General features: G+C 41.0%; 13 protein-coding genes. 10 read left to right on the top strand and 3 right to left on the bottom strand.

The window, feature by feature from the left end; all coding sequences use genetic code 11:
* Positions 1–5: 5 nt before the first annotated feature.
* On the bottom strand, positions 6–758 hold the full coding sequence (locus ACOAOT_RS18685; RefSeq protein WP_420218350.1) for an SIMPL domain-containing protein: 753 nt from the start codon (positions 756–758) through the stop codon (positions 6–8).
* A gap of 236 nt (positions 759–994) precedes the next feature.
* On the opposite strand from ACOAOT_RS18685, the gene malQ reads away from it, so the two are divergent.
* Positions 995–2,473 carry a 4-alpha-glucanotransferase gene (gene malQ, locus ACOAOT_RS18680; RefSeq protein WP_420218349.1) on the top strand — a complete coding sequence of 493 codons (1,479 nt, stop codon included), beginning with the start codon at positions 995–997 and terminating at the stop codon, positions 2,471–2,473.
* Positions 2,474–2,537: 64 nt separating this feature from the next.
* Here the strand turns inward: malQ and ACOAOT_RS18675 are convergent, their stop codons facing one another.
* Together ACOAOT_RS18675 and ACOAOT_RS18670 are read right to left on the bottom strand one after the other, a co-directional pair.
* Positions 2,538–3,479, bottom strand: a complete 942-nt coding sequence (locus tag ACOAOT_RS18675; RefSeq protein ID WP_420218348.1) for a hypothetical protein — start codon at positions 3,477–3,479, stop codon at positions 2,538–2,540.
* Between the two features lie 181 nt (positions 3,480–3,660).
* The gene (locus ACOAOT_RS18670) at positions 3,661–4,311 is read right to left on the bottom strand and encodes a hypothetical protein (RefSeq protein ID WP_420218347.1); all 651 of its coding nucleotides are present in this window, start codon (positions 4,309–4,311) and stop codon (positions 3,661–3,663) included.
* Between the two features lie 198 nt (positions 4,312–4,509).
* Between ACOAOT_RS18670 and ACOAOT_RS18665 the strand changes: the two genes are divergently transcribed.
* The 9 genes from ACOAOT_RS18665 to ACOAOT_RS18625 all read left to right on the top strand — a co-directional run bounded on the left by ACOAOT_RS18665 (position 4,510) and on the right by ACOAOT_RS18625 (position 17,471).
* On the top strand, positions 4,510–5,052 hold the full coding sequence (locus tag ACOAOT_RS18665; protein WP_420218346.1) for an HD domain-containing protein: 543 nt from the start codon (positions 4,510–4,512) through the stop codon (positions 5,050–5,052).
* A 251-nt stretch (positions 5,053–5,303) separates the two neighbouring features.
* On the top strand, positions 5,304–6,269 hold the full coding sequence (locus ACOAOT_RS18660; protein ID WP_420218345.1) for a glycosyltransferase family 2 protein: 966 nt from the start codon (positions 5,304–5,306) through the stop codon (positions 6,267–6,269).
* On the top strand, positions 6,256–7,794 hold the full coding sequence (wsfD, locus tag ACOAOT_RS18655; RefSeq protein ID WP_420218344.1) for a glycan biosynthesis hexose transferase WsfD: 1,539 nt from the start codon (positions 6,256–6,258) through the stop codon (positions 7,792–7,794). Before ACOAOT_RS18660 ends, wsfD begins: the two co-directional genes overlap by 14 nt.
* Positions 7,795–7,828: 34 nt before the next feature.
* On the top strand, positions 7,829–8,692 hold the full coding sequence (locus ACOAOT_RS18650) for a diguanylate cyclase domain-containing protein (RefSeq protein WP_420218343.1): 864 nt from the start codon (positions 7,829–7,831) through the stop codon (positions 8,690–8,692).
* Complete coding sequence (locus tag ACOAOT_RS18645) at positions 8,670–10,265, top strand: DUF2334 domain-containing protein (protein WP_420218342.1); 1,596 nt, start codon at positions 8,670–8,672, stop codon at positions 10,263–10,265. Before ACOAOT_RS18650 ends, ACOAOT_RS18645 begins: the two co-directional genes overlap by 23 nt.
* A gap of 10 nt (positions 10,266–10,275) precedes the next feature.
* Positions 10,276–11,568 (top strand): glycosyltransferase family 2 protein, encoded by a 1,293-nt coding sequence (locus ACOAOT_RS18640; RefSeq protein ID WP_420218341.1) that lies wholly within the window; start codon positions 10,276–10,278, stop codon positions 11,566–11,568.
* Between the two features lie 16 nt (positions 11,569–11,584).
* Entirely contained in the window at positions 11,585–13,861 is a 2,277-nt protein-coding gene (locus ACOAOT_RS18635) for a cellulose biosynthesis cyclic di-GMP-binding regulatory protein BcsB (protein ID WP_420218340.1), read from the top strand.
* 32 nt (positions 13,862–13,893) lie between these two features.
* Entirely contained in the window at positions 13,894–15,858 is a 1,965-nt protein-coding gene (locus ACOAOT_RS18630; RefSeq protein WP_420218339.1) for an ArnT family glycosyltransferase, read from the top strand.
* Complete coding sequence (locus ACOAOT_RS18625) at positions 15,855–17,471, top strand: TlpA family protein disulfide reductase (protein WP_420218338.1); 1,617 nt, start codon at positions 15,855–15,857, stop codon at positions 17,469–17,471. Before ACOAOT_RS18630 ends, ACOAOT_RS18625 begins: the two co-directional genes overlap by 4 nt.
* Positions 17,472–17,487: the final 16 nt, after the last annotated feature.

Genomic DNA, 17,487 nt, shown 5'->3' with positions numbered 1-17,487 from the left:
TTTATTTATTTAATGCTGTAGGTTACAGTAACCTGTGCTGTTACACTGATCTGACCAGGCTCAATGGCTAATGCTTTGGCACCTGCCTCAAGGGAAGCTGTGGCTGAGTCAGCGTTATAAGTAGTATAGCGGTTCTCATTGTAAGAACTGATTTCCTGTACATTGGTGACTTCGCCAAGAGATTTTCCGCTTGCAGCGGCCATGGCCTCGGCTTTTACTTTGGAGGTTTCAACTGCCTTTTTTAAGGCTTCCTGGTAGGATTCATCATATTTGCTGGACAGGTAAGAAATGCGGTCTATGGTATTGATGCCTGCCTCGATGGAAGAGGAAAGGAGAGTACCCACCTGATCCATAGGAATATCTGATACAACAATGCCAGTTCTCATCTCATATCCAGTTATTTTTTGTCCGTTGTTCCAGTCGTAAATAGGCTGAAGACCGAAGCTGGAAGTTTGAATGGATTTTTCATCAATTCCTGTGCTTTTTAAAAAGCTGAGTACTTTATCTACATCAGTGCTGTTCAAATCCTGAACTGATTTTGGATCTGCAGCCTGGGAAGAAACTGCAAAGCTGACTTCAGCTTTGTCAGGAACTACCTTTATTTCCTCCTGACTTTGTACCAGTATATTGTTCTGGTTCTGTGCGTTTACAATCGCCTGGTTCGCTGGGGCAGCGCCGGTCGTCTGGGTGCAGGCAGTTAAGCCGATTACTGCGGCTACTGCAGCAGCAGCTGCCAGTGGTTTATTCAATTTTCTCATAATAAAGTCCTCCTAATGTTGTAGTAGTTGCTGCTTTGTTGTTACATCCTTATTCTACATGAAATTAAAAGAATTAGTATTTCTTTTCTCTTAACATTCCGGGTCGAAATTCCTATGATTTATTTACAAAAAAATCCTGAGGAGGCAATGGTTGCCATTCCAATGGCTTTATGATATTGTTAACCCATAAGAACGTTGAAACATAGGAAAAATGTGTAGATAAAGGAGACTGGTTTATGCGGAAATGCGGTATGTTGCTTCCGGTTTCAAGCCTTCCGTCCAAGTACGGAATCGGAGCGTTTTCAAAAGAGGCTTATGAATGGATTGATCTGTTAAAAAAGGCGGGGCAGCATTACTGGCAGATTCTGCCTCTTGGACCTACGGGATATGGGGATTCTCCTTACCAGTCCTTTTCCTCCTTTGCAGGGAATCCTTATTTTATTGACCTGGAGGAACTGGTCAAGGAAGATCTGATTACAGTCACGCAGTGCAATCTGCTTGATTTTGGGGAGGATGCCTCATCTGTAGATTATGAAAAAATATATGAAAACCGTTATCCATTGCTTAAGCAGGCATATGCTTCCTGGAAAGAAAAAGGGAATTCTACAGAAGCAGTCTCAGAAACTCTGAGTGAGGAAACGGTATGGTATTGCTTTTTTATGGCATTAAAGGATCATTTTCAGGGAAAAAGCTGGATTCACTGGGAAGAGGACATTCGTTTAAAAAAAGAAGAGGCAGTTGAACATTATAAGAAGCTGCTTGCAGATGAAATGGGTTTTTATATATTTCTGCAGATCAAGTTTTGGGAACAATGGAAGAAGTTAAAGGCCTATGCCGGTGACCAGGGAATCCGGATTATTGGTGATCTGCCTATCTACGTGGCATTTGACAGCGCAGATGCCTGGGGACATCCAGAACTGTTTCAGTTTGATGAAAAAGGATATCCGGAAGCAGTAGCCGGCTGTCCGCCCGATGCGTTTTCAGCTACTGGCCAGCTGTGGGGCAATCCCCTATACCGCTGGGACTATCATAAAGAGACTGGATTTGAGTGGTGGATGAAGCGCCTGGAATACAGTTTTTGTCTCTATGATACAGTGAGGGTGGATCATTTTCGTGGATTTGATGAGTATTACCGCGTACCTGCAGGAAGAGAAGATGCTATGGTGGGAACCTGGGAAAAAGAACCGGGAATCCAGCTGTTTAACCAGTTAAAAGAAAGATTTGGTGATCTTGACATCATTGCAGAAGATCTGGGATTTCTGACACCGTCGGTACTGGATCTGCTTTCGGAAACAGGTTTTCCGGGAATGAAGGTTTTGGAATTTGCTTTTGATGCCAATGGCGAAAGCATTTATCTTCCCCATAATTATTCTAAAAATTGTGTTGTTTACACCGGTACTCATGATAATCAGACCCTTAGAAGCTGGTATGAGGACATTTCTGAAGCAGACCGGAATTTCAGCCGTAGATACTTAAATAACTTCAATACCCCTGGTGATGAGATTCACTGGGATTTCATCAGGCTGGCCCTTGCAAGTGTGGCAAATCTTGCTGTAATACCGGTGCAGGACTATCTGGGAACTGGAAGGAACGGGAGAATCAATGAACCGTCTACCCTTGGAAATAATTGGAAGTGGCGCTTGAAACCAGGTGAGATAACAGAAGATCTGATGCTTAAGTGCAGAGAGCTGGCGCTTTTGTATGGAAGAAAGTAATAAAGCCGGATCCATACCTTTACAGGATAACATGGATCCGGCTTTTGCCGTATAAGCAAATAGATTATTTCTTTTTGCCTGTATTTGACTTGGAAGTAGATTTCGTAGTGTCTGTACTCTTAACAGACTCTTTCGAGGATTTGGTATTGTTTGTCGTTTTGGTATTGTTAGTTGATTTTGCTTCGCTGGTTGATTTTATATCATTCGTTGATTTTGTTTCGCTTACTGATTTCGTATCTTTGGTTGCTTTGGTTTCTTTTTCAGCATCAGTTTCTAAGGAAGTATCTGTTTCTGCAGTTTCCCCATTTTCTTCTGCTTCTTCGTTTTTCATCTCAGCATCTTCGAAACTATCTCCCTGAGGGGTAAAGGTAACATGAAGTTCATTGCCGATTTTATCTTTGGCTGTAATGGTAATGTTCTCTTTTTTAATCTCAAATGTCACAAGTCCGGTACTGCGGTCAATAGAAAGAGGAAGAATATCCGCATTATCCTCATCAGAGGCTGTAATAGAGGAATAATCCACACCAGACTGAGTATCTTCCAGGCGGAATGAAAGAATGCCATTTTCAAGAACATTGTCTTTCACTGCAGGAGGAGTATCGTCCAGAACGTTAACTGTTTCATAAGAAACGGACTTCATCTTATTAAATCCAGTCAGCTTCACTTCCAGTGTTCCGTTGTTTTTTAACGTGGTTTTATAAGTACTTCCCCCCGTCTTGGTTAATTCAATGGGGGTACTGTCCAGGGAAACTTCCATAGTCTTTATGGGAAGAAGGGATTTCACCTTTAATTCCATCGTGGTAGAAATAAAATCGCTGCTTTCACCAATGGTAATCTCTGCCTTCGGACGGGCTGTTACCAATAAAAAGATAATTCCGTTAATTACGATGAAAGGAAGCACATAAAACAGAAGGACCGAAAGAAAACCGCTTTTTCCGTTGTCACGCCGGTATCCGGAGCTTGTCCTGCGGCGATCCGGCCTGGTTTGATTGTTATACTGAGTCATATGAATTCAAATTCCTCCTGATAATTATTCCGTTACCTAGCATAGCAGAAAATGGGGGATCTTACAAGTTTATATGATAAATTGTAATAATTTAATTTATTCTTACGATAAGACCGGTACACGCGCATTTGGAAGCGTTTGAAGTATAAAAAAATACGCCCGGACGGGCGCATTTTTAAAGTTATCTGATAGTCAGAACATAGCTGTCTTTTGTGCCAGAAGGCTCCAGCGTAATGGAGAGAGGATTCTGGGATTCAGCAACTTCCTGCGGGCACTGAAACAGGAAGTGTACGCCTAATGTCTGGAGAGGTTTGATGGAGGTGATATTGGCATAGGTAAAGCGGGTGTTTCCATCTTCAGGAACTGCCTGTCCGGAGTAGGCATAGCCACCATTGTAATCAGCGGTTGCTTTCATGATTTCGTCACACGGTAAGTTCTGTTTAGCCAGATTCTTAACATCAAGATCCAGATGAATGTAGACATTGCCTGGATCAGCCGCATAATGGGTATAGAATCCGGAAGTATCATCTGGAAGGACATCATAGGATAGTTCCGCTTTATTAATTGTGATTTCCATGGCATCCGTGGTAATTACACCTCCGATCGCGATGGGTGTTCCGCTTTGGACCGCCTTTGTCTCTTCGACGGTGGTTTCCGGAACTGTTTCAAGCTGAGCCTTTAAATCAGCATTTTCCTGCTTTAATTCTTCTACCTGGGCTTTTAAACTTTCCACCTGGGAATTATCAGGGGCAGTCGTGGAAGCTTTACTGCCGCAGGCAGACAGGCTGATAGAAGCCACGCATAATACAGGTATTAACCATTTCTTTTTCATACTTTTTACCTCTTTTATCTTTTGTATTATTAAAAAGCCTAAGGCTATTTTAATCTAAATCATTATTATACCCTATTTTCAGCCTGAATGCGATTCCTATTAATATTAATAGTTTAAATAATTAAGCTATTTTAAAATGTGGTCTGTTAAATAGTCAAAATCTGTGCTAATATAAAAAAAAAGACAAGGAGATCAGGTATGGTGGAGAAAGCTGTTGCATTTGCGGCCAAGTGCCATGAGGGAACCTGCCGGAAAGGGACTCACATTCCTTATATTGTCCACCCTTTAGAGACCGCAGTCATTGCGTCTTTGATGACTACTGACCAGGAACTCATATGCGCTGCGCTGCTTCATGATGTAATTGAAGACTCGGGAGTTACGAAATCACAGCTGGAAGAAGAATTTGGAAGCCGTGTGGCACAGCTGGTTATGGAAGAAACAGAAGACAAAACAAAAAGCTGGAAAGAACGTAAGAGTGCCACATTAAAGCACTTGGAACATGCCTCAGAGGAGATTAAGATTCTTGTATTGGCAGATAAGCTTAGTAATCTCAGAACAACTGCCAGAGATTACCTTCTTATGGGTGATGAGATCTGGAAGCGTTTCAATGAAAAAGACAAAGCCCAGCATGCCTGGTACTATTTAAATATAGCCCAACTCCTAAGTGAATTAGAAGAATTTGGAGCTTATCAGGAATATAAAATTCTGTGTGAACAAGTATTTGGAAAGAGTCATAAGTAAGAAAGAATCATTCTATATTTTATCTGCTATTTTTCTTTTAACTGATTATTTGCGTTAAACTGCCGATGTTCATCTGGTAGTTTTAAAGTCATTTCTTTTCGTATTTTCTCCAACATTAACTGGATACCCAATCCTTCGGAAAAGTCATGGATAAAGCTATTTATCAATGGTTTGGTTAAAAACCTCCTTTTTCAGGCAAACTATCTGATAAAGCTTTATTATATGAGTTGTTACCGAAAGGAATACGGCATATGAACAAACTATGTATTGTTGTGCCATGCTATAACGAGGAACAGGCGCTTTTATATACCAATGCAGAATTAGTAAAAATTATGAAAAGACTGGTGGAATCCGGAAAGGTTGATGAAACCAGTTTTATTCTTTATGTAGATGACGGCAGTAAGGATGGCACCTGGAATTTAATTTGTAATTTCCGGAAACAGTCAGCCATGATCTTTGGTCTTAAACTTGCCAGAAATACAGGACATCAAAATGCTTTAACCGCAGGTCTTTTAACCGCCATGAATTATGCTGATATGGTTATTTCGATTGATGCGGACTTACAGGATGATGTGTCTGTCATGGAGAAAATGGTGGATTTATACCTTCGGGGTAATGATATCGTGTATGGTGTTCGTAACAGGCGTGATACAGATACCTTATTTAAAAAGTTTTCTGCTCTTGGCTTTTACAGACTGATGCAGCTGATGAAGATAAAGATTGTTTATAATCATGCGGATTACCGGCTCATGTCCAAACGTGCGCTGCTGCAATTTTCTCTATATAAGGAACGAAATTTATTTTTAAGAGGAATTGTCCCTTTGATTGGATATCCATCAGCTACAGTCATGTATGACCGGAAATCCCGGGTTGCTGGCAAATCCAAATATTCATTGGGCAAGATGTTCTCCATGGCGTTTGAAGGAATTACATCTTTTAGCATACAACCCATCCGAATGATAACCGATTTAGGTCTTGGGATTGTGGTGTTCAGTATATGCGCAGCAATTTACGCATTTTATTCCTACATTACAGGAAAGGTGGTTGCAGGCTGGACTTCTACCATTTTATCAATCTGGTTTATCGGTGGTGTACAGCTTTTATCTGTGGGACTTATTGGCACTTATATAGGAAAGATTTACGTGGAAGTAAAAGAACGGCCCAGATATGCCATTGAGGTAAACCATTTAACGGAGATCAGGCATGAACAAACGTGAGGACAAAGGTCCTGTTTCATATATCAACTTCTTTATTAAACTACTGCAGGGAGTAAGAAAAAAAATAGGGAAAATTAATTCCATTATGGAAGGAAAATATTCTCCTGCCCTTCTTGCATCTGGTGTAACAGTCATTGCAGCACTGATTACCATCTTAATTCTTTTTCTGCCAAATTATCTTGGCGTTGCAAACGATGGGTCTACGGATGAAATCATGAAATCTGCCGGTTTCTACTATATGAATAACGATTCGGATACTAACTATGGAGACTATTTTATAAAAACTTATACAGAAGTTGCATCTGGAGAGGAAGTTCAGGGGAACGTATGGAATAGTCAGCTTGTTTTTTTCAGGGCAGCAAAAGCATTGGATCAGCTGTTTACGCGAGACAGTATTTTTGATATCCGTTTTTTAGCTCTGATTTATTTTTTGCTGTATCTTCCTGCCCTGTACCTCATAATACGGCAGAGCTGTGAAAGGGTAAAAAGCTTTTCTGAAGGGGCATTAATTGCAGGAGTGGGGCTGATCATTTTCTCAGATGTAGGTTATATGACTTATTTTAATTCATTTTATCCGGAGGCAATCTGGTTTCTTGCCATACTTTATTGCGTGGGAGGATATATGTCTTTTCAGAAAAAAAGGTCTGGTTACAAAGATTTGTCTGCCCTGGTTCTGATTTTGATATCGGGCTGTGTACTGGTCAGTTCCAGACGACAATGTGCGGTGATGGGGTTTATTCTTGCTATATCGGTTATTCGTCTGGTAACGGTTCGCAGAAGCTTTATCTGGGGAGGAGTCTGCATAGCCGGCGCTTTTTTGCTAAGCATGCTTTCCTTTGTCTGTATTCTGGGATACCCATCTGATTTTAATGAAACCAGTAAATTACACGCCATGACAAGAGGCGTTTTGTTTAGTTCTGCTGATCCGGCAGAGACTCTTACGGAATTTAACATTGATCCTTCCTACGAATTGCTGGCGGATGCATCTGCGTATGATTATCTGCCTTTTGTAAGATCCGGTGACAGTTCCTTATCTCATGGCTTTATGGACCAATATACGATTCCCGACATCGGAATTTATTATTTTCGCCATCCGGACAGCCTGTTTGGCATGATTGACGTTTCCATTAAACAAGGGATGGATATGAGAAGGAGTAATTGCGGAAACTATGAGAAAGAGGCAGGATTCCCGAAGAAAGCAAAAAGTCTTTTCTGGTCTTTATGGAGCAGCTTTAAAGAATTATCCGCACCAAAAACTGTGGGATATTTAATTCTGCTGACTGTTGCGGTTATTATCTTATTTTATAAAGGCTATTCCTTACGCAGGGTGGAAGACAGAAGAAATACAGTATTTTTGGATATGCTTATCATGGTTCTGGCCTTTTTACTTTCCCAATCCATTATCGTAATTGTTAACAGCGGTGATGCCGAGATGGCTCAGAGGCTGTTTCTGGTGGGGCTGTCAATTGATATTATGACCTACTGTGTGTTTGGGGAGTTACTTCATAAGCTTAGAATCGTTTAGAACCAGCATTTGTGCTTGAAATGTGAGGAAAATAATGACAAATAAACATTCGTTTGGTTATCTGCTGCAGGATATTGGACTGGTAATTTTGTTGTTTTGCTTATTTGCAGGAGCAATGGTAGTTGGCTACTCCGAAAAATCCACCATGTTTGAAGCGGTTATCATGCTTCTTGGAACTTTTTTCGTGATTCTATTTTCAGGGTTTAAGCTGTTTTCATTGTCCCTTGTACTGGCTGGAATAGAGGTGACTTTTTATACTGCTTACCGGCTGTATTTATTCCTGTCCTATGATATTGAAATTCCTTTTTATAGCTATGTCTGGATTCTCATACCGCTTATATCTGCTGCAGCCATGTATCTGTTCGTATCAGGAACCAACAGACTGGAACTTGAGAATGATATTTTAAGGAGGCAGGTAGATGAACTGGTTGTGCTGAACCCGCTGACGAAACTCTATAATCTGAGAAGTCTTTACAATGATCTTAATGTTCTGGCCGCTTATGCTGAGAGAAACCAGATGTCCCTTTCTCTTATGATAATCATGCTGAAGTATGAAGCGGAGCTAAAAAGCGTATTGTCCAGGCAAAATTATGAGCTTGTAATACAGAGACTGGCTGAACTTGTGGTAGATACGGTTCGGGTGGAAGATAAGACCTATTCCATTGATAATAAGGGATCTCTGGCAGTTATACTGACCTGTGGCAAAGAGGGAAGTGAGATAGCTATGAGAAGGATCAGAAACCGGATTTCTGAACGGGACGCTTTTAGCGGCATTACTGATAAAGCAATCAAGATAGAAGTAAAAATGGCAAGTCTGGAATACCAGAAAGAGATTTATGAAAACAATATGATTCTCTTTAAACAGAGGGTGGAAAATGAACTGCAGTATGATGTATAAAAAATTCTTATTTTATATAGCCGGATTCCTGTTTATTTCCCTTGCCAGTTTGGGAAGAACTGTGTATTCTTTCGCAGAAGAGGTGCCAAAAGGAGATATACTGATTATCTATCAAGATAATGCTGATGATAGTACGAAGGCCGCGATGGAGGATCTTGTAAAACTTCTGACCTTTCAAAGCTTTAAGATCAGCTACGGTCCTGCTTCCTGGGGGATGGAGTATCTAGATGGGTTCTCCTATGTGATCTGCTATGATTTAAAACAAAGTCCGCCTGAATTTACCAGCAGACTGAGTCGATATGAAACCAAAACCGTAATTAATGGGAAAATGGGATCACCCCATATTTTATTTATAGGCAATCAGTATTTCAAAACTTATCTGGACACCACAAACAGGTCAGATCAGTATGAACTACTAAACAGCACTGTGGGACAGCTGCAATATTCGTTCTATGGCTCAGAAAGTAAAAGTGGTCTGGTCCGGGAAGATTATTTTGTTTTTTTTAAAAAATCCTCCTACCAAAATGGCATAGTAACAGTCAATAATAAAAATGGATATTTTTGCGCAAAAGATGGCAGATTAACCCATATCCCTGTTGCTGATATGAGCAGTCAATTGGTTCGGGCGGCTATGACCAGAGAAGTATCAAAGTGGAAATGGCCGTATAACGGTAATCCTCACATATTTGCCCAGTATATCTTAATAGACAAAGTTTATCCCTATGAAGATCCAGAGAAGCTGTTACAGGTAGTAAAACTGATGATAGAGAAAAAGATTCCATTTGTGATCTCTGTGATGCCAATGTATGTAAATGGAGATTATCCTTCCATGACACATTTTTGTGAAGTATTGCGTTTCGCCCAGGCTGGAGGCGGTGCAGTAATTATTAACGCCCCCATTGACCAGATGAATCCACTGGATAAAGAGGTAATGCTTGATTATCTTGCCAGGGCAATGACCATATACAACAAACAGGGAGTTTACCCACTGGCTTTAGAAGTACCGCAAAACTGGATGTTTCATAAAGACACAATCGAAATTATGAGTCATTTTAAAACAATTTTTTCTTCCGATGAGGTGGATTCTTATTTAAGCCAGGAAGATATGAATCATAATGAGGTTTACAAAGACGGACATCAATGGGTGGGGGCATCAATCCCTGTTGATGATACGAAAGTCAGTTATCTATCCGTTTATTCTACTGCAGTACCCATTGATCTGGTCGAGGATTTTGAGGAGATTAAAAGAAAAGTGGGAGTATGTCAAAACTCCTTTGTACCCTTAAAAAGTCTGTGGGATGTGGAGCACAGCTATTGGCTGGACAAACAGCTGATGACTTATAAAAATGGAGATTTGATTCTGAACGGTAAAAAAATGGATTTAAGCTTTACCCCCACTGTTTATCCGGAACAATATAATTACCGCCGTAATATGATTCAGCGGTTTTCCAGGGATTTGACAACCCAGAGCAGAAGACTGGTAATTGCGGTAGGACTTACTTCCATACTTTTTGTGTTCCTGATTTTGTGGGCCAGATTAAAGAACAGGAAAAATTATTTTTTTCATGATTAGGGAGAGTGCCATGTCATTTATTGATATTCTTGCAATCTATTCCATCTTTGCTATCTGGGGGCTGCTGTTTATAAATATTTTGCTCTCTATAGGCGGTTATATTTATATTATGAGAATGTACCGCACAGATGGACATCATACGGTTTTGGAGTATCCAATCGTAACGGTTATGGTTCCTGCCCATAATGAAAGTATTGTGCTGAAAAAGACCATGGAGGCTCTGATAAAATTTGATTATCCCAAGGACCGGTATGAGATCATTGTTGTTAATGACAACTCAGCCGATGATTCCGCCCAGGTTTTAAAAACCATTCAGCATAACAATCCATCTGCAAAAATTATCGTAATTAATACAGACAGGGTAGTGGGAGGGAAAGGAAAATCCAATGCATTAAATATTGCCCTGTCAGTGGCCTCAGGTTCCGTCATTGCAATTTACGATGCGGATAATACACCGGAAAAGCAGGCTCTTAAGATTCTCGTGGAAAATCTGATGTCAGACGATAAGCTGGGGGCGGTGATTGGCAAGTTCCGAACCAGAAATAAATATGCATCGCTACTGACAAGATTTGTAAATATTGAGACTTTGGCTTATCAGTGCATGAATCAGGCTGGCAGATATTTCTTTTTCAAACTTTGTACCATTCCCGGCACCAATTACGTGATAAGGCGGGAATTAATTGACCAGATGGGGGGCTGGGATGTAAATGCACTTGCAGAAGATACAGAAATCAGTTTTCGTCTGTACAGAATGGGTTATTATATAAAATTTATCCCTCAGGCAGTCACCTGGGAGCAGGAACCTCAGAAACTGAAGCAATGGTTTAAGCAGAGAACCCGGTGGGTAAAAGGAAATTTATATGTATTAAAAAGCAATTTTAAATATGCCTTTGATCCCCATGCAGGAATCATGAGGTTGGATGTGATCTATTACGCCCTGGTTTACCTGCTGATGTTCAGCTCCCTTATTTTTTCGGATATTATTTTTGTCATTGGGATTCTGGGGCTTGGTCATGTGACCTTAGGGGGATTTTCCTCTTTGCTGTGGGAAATGGCAATTTTGCTGTTCGTTTTAAATGTAGCAATTACCTTATCGGTGGAAAGAAATGAATTCAATTTAAATAATATACTTCTCACCTTTGTCATGCTTTTTACTTATGCAAAAATGTGGGTTCTTGTTGTAGCAAATGGTATGATTCAGGGAATCCGGGATGCGCTCTATCAAAAAGAAGTTGTATGGGACAAGACGGAACGCTTTGAGGAAATGACAGAGAAAGCCGTAAAAAATACGAAGCAGGTTTGAAAATAAGGAGACGACTATGACAACGTTGATGGATATAGTTAAGAAGAAATTTAAGAGGCCGGGAAAAATATCCGCAGTCTGTCTGATGCTGTTTGTCCTGACGATAACCCCTCTGGCAGTGTACGCATCCAACGTCAATGCTGCGGCAGTTAGTAATACCCGTGGAAAAAAACAGGCTGAAAAGACAGACTCCAAAAAAGCGGATGAGATCCATCTCCTTCCTGTTGCAGAGCCTGAATCTGCTCCATTACCAGATCAGAATGAGCCCATATATGAACCGGTCGGCCATACCCAGGACAACTTTTTTTACAGGAAGACCCTAAAAGGAATTTATTCTTCCACGGATCTGTATTTTTATGTGGAAGATTACTGGGATACAAAATATGTATATGCAAAAATTCAGTATGACGTAAGCCAGCTCATTGAGAGCACTGCCTCATCTGTTACCTTTGCCATTAACGATGTCCCTATCCAGTCTTACAAGCTGGAGTATAAAGACGGCAATTCCCAGATTTTGTATGTGAAAATCCCCATGGAGCAGGTTCGATCCGGTTATAATTCCTTTTCCATATCTGCTTATGCCAGACTTTTTGATCAGCAGGGTTGCGTAGATGATTATTCTGATGCCAACTGGCTGGGAATTTCTGATACATCTTATATCAGATGCGGCTATGAAAGCAGGGATCCTGAGCACAAGATTTCATTTTATCCTTATCCGTTTATGTCAACTTATAATCCCACTGGCAAGGGACTTTTCATTGCTGTATCTGATGAAGCTGCATCAGGAGAAGTAGCTGCTGCCATGAGCCTGATGGCGGATTTAAGTAAGCAGACCGGAAAAATAAATGAAATTGAACTATGCCGGATCTCTGATTTAAAGTCCAATAATCCATCCGATACCATACTCATATCGGATTATAACAATCTGCCTGCCGAGTATAAAGATAAAATGACAAAGGCGCCGGATTCGTCTGGAAATGCGATTGTTAATTTTATTGATGATTCCAATTTAAAGCCCCTTCTTCTGATTACATCAAACGATGACTCAAGTCTAAAGGAAGCTGCTGACATGCTTATGGATGAAAGTCGCCGGAAGCAGGAAACCTCAAATCTTGCAGTTGTGGAAAAGGGAAGCGGGGAGCAGGCGGTAAATGCTGCAAAACAAAGTGATCTGACTGCCTGGAATTACACGCTGGAGGATATTATGGGAAGTGGACTTTCCTTTGTAGGACCGTTTCATCAGGAAAAATATGTCTACCTTCCTGTTTCCAGGGATTTTGTTCTGGCACAGGGCGGAAAGGTGGTTTTAAAGTTCCGTTACAGTGAAAATCTGGATTTTAAACGATCCCTGATCACTGTATTCTGGGATGATGTTCCCTGCGCCAGCAAGCGCCTCAGCCAGGAAAAGGCGTCGGGTGATGAACTGAACTTTGAAATGCCAGCAGATGTCATAGGAACGTCTGCTGCCAGTCTAAAAATAGCGTTTGATCTGGAAATTCCTGATTTAATTTGCACTCCCAGGCAGAGTGATATGCCCTGGGCTTATGTATCCAGAGAATCCGCCATATTTTTGCCCCCTGCCACAGACATGAGATTGTCTTTTGATTCCGGAGTCTCTCCTTTTAGCCGGAACGGAAAATTCAATGATGTATTGTTGGTACTTGGTGATAACCCAACTTCTGTTGAACTTAATCTGCTTGGTCAGACTCTGGCGATGTATGGGAGGGAGGCAAAACCCTATGGAACCATATTTGTGAAGAGGGCTGGTGAATTTAATAAAGACGATGGGGATTATAACATTATTACGGCGGGTACACTGTCTGGAAACACGTTTTTAGCCCAGGTGAATAATAATCTGGCATTTCAGTTTTCTCAGGATGGTAATTCCTTCGAGAGCAATGACCAGCTGATTTTGTCCAGGGATTACGCAGGAAAGATTGGGGTTATGCAGCTGCTAAAATCTCCCTATTCCCTTAACCGTACTCTGCTGGTACTGGCGGGAAGCAGTCAGGATACCCTTAAGAACCTTGAGGATTACCTAAGAGACAGCAGTAAAAGAGAAGAACTGAAAAAGGACTGCGTGGTGATAGATGCCAATCAGAATATCACCACTCTTAAGTTTATAAAAGCTGAGGAAATAAAGGAAGGTCCCACTCTGGCAGAGAAACTGGTTCGGAATAAGAAATCCCTTGTTTTTACAGTCATTGCAACATCAGCTATGTTTTTAATGCTGTTTGCCGTAATCATTATTCTGCTGCGGATACGGGTATACAGAAAAAAGAATGAAGAATAGGCAGATAATTTGGGAAAGGGGTGAAGAAAAGGATGAGATTAGAGAAAAACTGGTTTTATCATTTCTGTATTGCGTTATCAATTGCAGGCATGGGCTACATCCTGATTGCAGGCGTCTCCGATGCACAGGGAAATCAGGAATATCCTTATGCAATGAAAGGATTGCTCATTCTCATCTTTTTCCTTACCTGGGCAGGCGTAAACTTTTTAGCGCTGTTGTCTGCCAGGCTTTCCATTACCGAAAAGCTTAAAAAATATCATAATTACCTTTTGGCGATGGAAGTAATTTACGTCATTCTTATTCTGATTCTGGCATTTGCAGCCAGACTTTTCGTCATACGGAATCTGCCAATGGAACCGGCATCTGATTATAAAACCTATTACGAAATAGCTAAGATGTTAAAGGAAGGGGTTCTGCAGGAAAAGGGAGAAGGTTATTGCAACTATATCGGGATGTTTCCCCATATACTGGGTTACTGCTTTATTTTAAAAACTATATTTGTTGTATTTGGAACCAGCATCTGGAACGGACAGATAGCAAATGTCTTGTTTTCCGTAGGAACGGTTTTTCTTATTTACAGGATTGCCAGGAAGCTGGGTGGGAGAATGGCAGGGCTTACAGCACTTACAGCCTGGGCATTCTGGCCCTCCCAAATCCTTTACGTCAACATGCTTGCCGCCGAATACTCCTTTTCATTTTTCTTATATCTGTGTGTGCTCCTTTTTCTTCATTTGGTCATGGATTATGATGGCGCCACAAAGCATGGGATCAGAGGAGTTCTTCTTCATATGGTACTTGGCTGTCTGATTGCAGTGACTGCGGCAATCCGTCCAATGGCTGTAATATTATTAATTGCAATCCTTATATTTCTGATTCCACTTAAGTCCAAATTACCGGAAATACCACACAACAGCATTTCTGTCTGGGTAAGATTTCTGGCCAGGGGGTTTATGAGGGCAGCGCTCATGGTGCTGGCCTATATGGCGGTATCCAGTGTTCTTAATACAGATATAGAACTCACCATTAATAAATCAACACCCTCCTTTAGCCAGTCCTTTGGTTATAATCTTTTGGTAGGACTGAATCAGGAATCCGACGGGGGATGGAATGAAGAAGATTCCAGGTATTTATATGAGAATCTGGAACGGACCGGTTCGCCCATAGAAGCACAGATTGCGTGCCGGAATCTGGCATTTAAGCGGTTGTCTGCAGGACCAGGGGGATTATTTAACCTGTTTATAAAAAAATATGAATTGCTATGGGAAAATGATAACTATGGGGCTGACTGGAATCTGGCTTTCTTAAAGGAGCAAAATGAACTGACTCCAGACAGGGAAGTATTTCTCAATCAGGCAAAAAGCGCCAGCCAGATTGTTTATATGGTGGCTGTGCTCTTTTCTTTTCTGACATTGATTTATCTGCTGCAAAGAAAGGCATCCTCTCTTTATGTTCTGGTTCTGGTTTATTTAGGGACAGCAGCCATGCATCTTATGGTTGAAAGCCAGAATCGGTATCACTTTCATATTCTGCCTGTATTTATAATTATTGCATCTGTAGGAATAAAATATATTTTTGAAAATGCTGTAACATTTGTAAATACTTCGGATTGGGAACGGCAGCAGAAAAAAGAACAACAAATCAGAGAAGAAACTGTATTAAAACAATTTGAATTAGAAGAACATAAAGCCATTGAGCAGCGCTATAAAAGTATGACCAATGCTTTTGATATGCAGTCAGCCATTTTAAACGGCAATGTTACGGTTACTGTTTCAGAAGCTTATACCCAACCCGATCCCTTTATGAAAGAAAAAAAAGAGGTCTCTGCCGCTGAGATACCTCCAAAGATATCACAGGAAAAAGAAACTGAGAAAATGATAAAGAAAGAGAAGGCAGGATTGGAACATTCCGATTTAGAGGAGCTAATTCTGGAACTGGAAGAGATTGCAGAGACAGGAAAGGTGCCCAAAGAGCATGATGAAGGGAGACATACGGTATGAAAAAAGCCCTTCCCCGTAGCAGGGTGGAAAAGGTATTAATTGTGATCCTCTGCATCCTTACGGTATTTACTGCAGGGGGTCTTCTTTTCCTGTCTCTCTATTTCAATAAAGAGGAATTGCTAAAAAGTCAGAGGGGAAGCGCAGATGAAACTTCTCTTGATGATATTACGGCGATTCTGCCGGAAAACTGCAATATCAATGAGAAAATTCCAGACATCCGCTTTACGGATGAATCAGGAGACGTAGTGACAATGAAAGATTTCGAGGGAAAGCCAGCCATAGTAACCTTCTGGGCAAGCTGGTGTCCGGATTGCAGAAAAGAGCTATCTCATATCAGGGAATTCATAAATACCTCAAAGAATTATGGCGACATTAATTACATTCTTATAAATAGAACAGATAATAAAAAGGAAACCAAAGAAACAGCAAAAAAGTATCTGTCAGAACAGGGAATTACCATGGATACTTATTATGACGAAGGCATAACCGCCTATCAGGAGCTTGGCCTTCATGCCATCCCAACCACCTTGTTTCTGGACGAGCATGGAGTGATCCGGTCATGGAGTATTAAGCCAATTGAAAAGAGCTCTGTATTTGAAGGATATTTAAAAGATCTGACTGAAGGAAGCGGGAAGGTGACTGGAGATTTTGTCCTGAACCATCTCATGGATGACCGGGGAGGAGTTCATACAATTTATGATCCAGAGGCAGACAGTGCCATAAAAAGTGATGTTCTAAGCGAAACTCAGGGTGTGATGCTGGAATATGCGTTACTACGAAAGGATCAGCAGCTATTTGAAAAAATTCTCACTTATATCAACGGAGTAATGCGGGTAAATGGTATAACCGGGTGGAACGTCAGCAATGATAAGCCATCAGAAGTGAATTCGCTTTTAGATGACTTGCGAATTCTGGGTGCACTGCTCAAGGCTAATAATTTGTGGGGTGGTTATGACCAGTCAATAACCAGTTATTCAGATGAAATTGCAAAATACGGAATTCACAATCGAAATTATGTGGATTTTTATGATTCCGGTTATAAAAAATATGCGGGCCGCTTTACTCTCTGCTATGGAGACTTGCCGGTTATGTCCCAGCTGGCAATCCTGGATGACCGTTTTATACAGCCTTATGAGTCAGCAAAGAAATTGATTCTTGGGGGAAAAATAAGTGAAGAGTTTCCTCTGTACTACAGTTGGTATGATTATAATAAAAGCTCTTATGTTTCTGATGATTTAAATACTGCAGAAGCGATGATCACGCTGCTTCACCTGGCAGAGGCCGGTTTGCTGGCGGATGATTCCATGGCCTGGCTAAAAACCCAAATGGATGCAGGCGGTGTGAAAGCACGATACAAAACAGATGGTACGGTAGTGGAAGGTTATAATTATGATTCAACGGCTGTTTACGCAATAATCGCCATGATTGGGGAAATTGAAGGAGATAAAAAGCTCCAGGGAAAAGCTCTGAAGAAGATGGAAAAAATGAGGATTATGGATACCGCCTATCCCTATTACGGTGCATTTGGGATGGAAGATGGAAGTGGCATCACATCCTTTGATCAGGTTATGGCAATGCTGGCGTATGAATATACTGGAAAACCGGCAGACTGATTGATTTGGCAAAATT

Origin of the sequence: Lacrimispora struthionigena (genome assembly GCF_048627165.1) — a bacterium.
Classification (GTDB): Bacteria; Bacillota; Clostridia; order Lachnospirales; family Lachnospiraceae; genus Lacrimispora.
This window is presented reverse-complemented; position numbering and strand designations above follow the sequence as displayed.